Source organism: Intrasporangium sp. (assembly GCF_032907665.1).
Taxonomy (GTDB): domain Bacteria; phylum Actinomycetota; class Actinomycetes; order Actinomycetales; family Dermatophilaceae; genus Intrasporangium.
On sequence record NZ_JAJJPG010000219.1, the window covers coordinates 1 to 3801 of the forward strand.

5 protein-coding genes are annotated in these 3801 nt (G+C 70.7%); all 5 read left to right on the forward strand.

From position 1 onward, the window contains the following. The gene (locus LOY02_RS18420) at positions 1 to 159 is read left to right on the forward strand and encodes a CGNR zinc finger domain-containing protein (RefSeq protein WP_317183827.1); all 159 of its coding nucleotides are present in this window, start codon (positions 1 to 3) and stop codon (positions 157 to 159) included. Between the two features lie 62 nt (positions 160 to 221). Then, positions 222 to 749: a DinB family protein gene (locus LOY02_RS18425; protein WP_317183823.1), complete on the forward strand. Its 528-nt coding sequence runs from the start codon at positions 222 to 224 to the stop codon at positions 747 to 749. A gap of 97 nt (positions 750 to 846) precedes the next feature. Further along, the gene (locus LOY02_RS18430) at positions 847 to 1224 is read left to right on the forward strand and encodes a nuclear transport factor 2 family protein (protein ID WP_317183824.1); all 378 of its coding nucleotides are present in this window, start codon (positions 847 to 849) and stop codon (positions 1222 to 1224) included. Positions 1225 to 1303: 79 nt separating this feature from the next. Continuing rightward, the gene (locus LOY02_RS18435) at positions 1304 to 1822 is read left to right on the forward strand and encodes a DUF488 domain-containing protein (protein ID WP_317183825.1); all 519 of its coding nucleotides are present in this window, start codon (positions 1304 to 1306) and stop codon (positions 1820 to 1822) included. A gap of 82 nt (positions 1823 to 1904) precedes the next feature. Continuing rightward, a partial coding sequence (locus LOY02_RS18440) for a SpoIIE family protein phosphatase (RefSeq protein WP_317183826.1) occupies positions 1905 to 3801 on the forward strand: 1897 nt, incomplete at its 3' end.

Consider the following 3801-nt stretch of genomic DNA (forward strand, 5'->3'; position numbering starts at 1 on the left):
TTGCGGGCCTGCTACGGGCCGGGCTGCGTCCTCTACTTCGTCCGGGAGCACACCCGGCGCGAGTGGTGCTCCGCCGGCTGCGGCAACCGCGCCCGGGTCGCCCGCCACTACCACCGCACCCGGTCAGGTGCCAGCACCCCCCGCAGCTCCCTCGACTGAGCTCGCCCGCGCGTGACCCGGGGGGTGGTGCGGAACCCGGCCCAGCGGCATACGGTCAGGTCATGGAGAGGGTCGAGCTGCTCGCCGAGCTGACCCGGACTCGTGAGGACTTCCGCGAGCTCGTCGAGACGGCCACGCCCGGCGAGCTTCGCCACCCCACCGATGGGACGAAGTGGAACAACGAGCAACTGCTCTTCCACATGCTCTTCGGCTACCTGCTCGTGCGCAACCTCCGGCCGCTCGTCCGGCTGTTGTCCCGCCTCCCAGCCGGTGTGTCACGTCGCTTCGCTGCCGCCCTCAATGCGGGAACCCGCCCCTTCCACGTCATCAACTACGTCGGATCCCTCGGTGGGGCAAGGGTGCTCGGGCGTGCACGCATGATCGGGCTCATGGACCGGGTCACCCACGACCTGCAGACCGCCGTGGAGCGCGCGACCGACGCGGAGCTCGCGCGGGGGATGCACTTTCCCGTCGGGTGGGACCCCTACTTCCGTGACTACATGACCTTCCGGGACGTCTACCACTACGCCACCCAGCACTACGAGCACCATCGGCGCCAGCTCACCCTGCCACGGGCTCGCGACACCTGAGCTCCACGGGGCGGTCGCGGCGGGCCGTTCGCCCGGCCGAACAGGGCACAGCCCCATTTACCCATCGCTTCGGCCGTTCCCCTGACAGAATGACGCTGTGTCCATCGGCGATCCTGCGGGCCTCGCCCGACTCCTGGCCGCGTTCAACGCTCACGACCTCGACGCGATCATGAGCTTCTTCTCCGACGACTGCGTCCTGGAGACGCCGCGTGGCGAGGACCCCTGGGGGACGCGGTTCACTGGCCCCTCGGCCGTGCGTGAGGGGCTCGCACAGCGCTTCCACGGCCTGCCCGACGTGCACTACGGCGAGGACGAGCACTGGCTCTGCGACAGGCGTGGGGTGTCCCGCTGGCTGCTCACGGGCACGACGCCCGAGGGCGAGCGCGTGCGGGTGCGGGGGTGCGACCTCTTCGACCTCGACGACGACGGGCTCATCCGGCGCAAGGACTCCTACTGGAAGATCGTCGACCGGTAGCCGCGGCTGGACGTCGTGCTCAGCCACGACTCGCTACCGTGGAACCCCGGCGAAGGAGGCGACAGCTATACGAAATTCGGTGCGGGTCCACACGATCGGCCACTCGACCAGGTCACTCGACGAGCTCGTCGCCATCCTCCGTGCCCACTCGGTCGCCTCGCTCGTGGACATCCGAACCGTGCCCAAGTCGCGGCACAATCCACAGTTCCACATCGACTCGCTCGCCGAGACGCTGCCGGCCTCCGGCCTCGACTATCGGCACCTCCCCTCGCTCGGCGGGCTCCGGCGGTCGAGGCCCGACTCGCCCAACCAGGGCTGGCGCAACGCCAGCTTCCGCGGCTACGCCGACCACATGGCCACCCCGGAGTTTGCCGCAGGCGTCGAGGAGCTGCTCGGCCTCGCCCGCGTCAAGCCCACCGCCATCATGTGCGCCGAGGCAGTCCCGTGGCGGTGCCACCGCTCCCTCGTCGGCGACGCGCTGCTCGTGCGCGGCGTCGAGGTCATCGACGTCTACGACGAGGTCAAGGCGAAGCCCGAGACGCTGACGTCCTTCGCCGTCGTGGACGGCCTGACCATCACCTACCCGGCCCAGGGCTGAGGCGGCCCGACGCGGTGGGCGTCTCGGCTGGCGACAATCCCACGTGGAGGACCGCTCGGGTCCTTACGCTCATCCTGTGGCGGTGACCCCCGAGACTGCCGGTCCGACCAGCGAGACGACGATCCGTCGCGTGCGCTGGCTCCTCGTGATCGCCCTCGCCTACTACCTCGGCGCGCAGCTCGGGCTCAGCCTGTCGCTCGTGGCTGAGAACGTCACGCCGCTCTGGCCCCCGACCGGACTCGCCGTGGCCGCCTTCCTCCTCGTCGGGCGGTGGACCTGGCCCGGCGTGTTCGTCGGGGCGCTGGCGGTGAACCTGCCGGTGAGCGCAGGTCTGCTCCCTGCCCTCGTCACCGCGGTGGGCAACACCCTCGCCCCGCTCCTCGCAGTGCTGCTGCTCGAGCGGCTCGGTTTCCGCCGGCAGCTCGACCGGCAGCGGGACGCGATCTCCATCGTCCTCGCAGCGCTCGCCAGCACCCTCGTCAGCGCAACGATCGGCTCGGGCACCCTCGTCCTCTCAGACGCCATCCCGACGGCCGAGATGCCTGCCGCGTGGGCCGTCTGGTGGACCGGCGACACCATGGGCATCCTCGCCGTCACCCCGTTCCTGCTGAGCCTGCCCCTCTTCCGTGAGCTCCCGTCGTGGCCCGCGCGGCGGTGGTTCGAGATCGCCGCGATGCTCCTCGTCGTGGTCGTCACCACGACGTGGGCAGCACAGTCCCTGCAGGTCCTCTTCCTCGCCCTGCCTGTGGTGGGGTGGGCTGCGTGGCGGTTCCAGCTGCGCGGCGCTGCGCCGGCCGCGCTCCTGGCCTGCGGCATCACGACGTGGTCGGCAGCACATGACCTCGGCCAGTTCGCTGACCGTCCCCTCGTCGAGCGGATGCTCACCCTGCACTCGTTCAACGCGTGTATCGCCCTCACCTCCTTCGTCCTCGCGGCCCTCGTCAGCGAGCGGAACACCGCGACAAGCACCCTCCAGATGGCTGCGACCGACCTCGAGGCGCGCGTCGCCGCCAGGACCGCCCAACTGTCCGCCCTCAACGACCGACTCGCGGCCGAGATCCGCGAGCGCTTCGAAGCGCAGGAGCAGCTGAGCCAGGAAGAGGCTCGTGCCCAACGAGAGCACGACATCGCCGAGACCCTGCAACGGAGCCTGCTCCCGGACCGCCTCCCGGACATGCCGGGTCTCGCCGTTGCCGCCAGGTACGTCCCGGCCACCACCGACGTGAAGATCGGCGGGGACTGGTACGACGTCCTCCAGCTGCCGGGTGGCCAGGTCGGCCTCGTCATCGGCGACGTCGCCGGCCATGGGCCTTCAGCCGCCGCGAGCATGGCCCAGCTGCGCATGGCGCTGCGCGTCTACGCCCTGCAGGACCCGTCGCCCGCCTCCGTCCTCCACAGCCTCCACCGGTTCGTCGCCCAGCTGCCGATGCCCGACATGGTCACCCTGCTCTACGCCGTCCTCGACCCCGCATCCCGTGCCCTGCTCGTGGCGAGTGCCGGGCACCCACCCGTCCTCGTCTTCGACCGCGACGGAGCCACCTATCTCACGGGTGGGCTGGGGCCGCCGATCGGGGTCACCGTGGAGACGCCCTACGACGAAGCGACCCACCAGCTCGAACCAGGGTCGACCCTGCTCCTCTACACCGACGGACTCGTCGAGCGCCGAGACTCCTCCCTCACCGACGGCCTGGCGCGGCTGAGCCACGCCGCCACCGACACGGCCAGCGCCGACCTCGAGGGTCTGTGCGACCACCTGCTGGCCTCGATGATCGAGGAGGACCACGTCGCCGATGACATCGCCCTCATCGCCCTACGTCTCCTGCCGATCGCGACCGGACCGCTCCGCCTCACCCTCCCGGCGGAGGCCCGAATGCTCTCGCGGGCGCGCGGTTCCCTGAGGCAGTGGCTCCGCGAGGCCGGGGTTCCCGCCGAAGACGAGCACGACATCCTCGTCGCCTGCGGAGAGGCCTGCGCCAACG

Excerpts from the sequence above, each read along its gene's own strand:
- LOY02_RS18425 (WP_317183823.1), top strand. The coding sequence starts at position 222 with ATGGAGAGGGTCGAGCTGCTCGCCGAGCTGACCCGGACTCGTGAGGAC.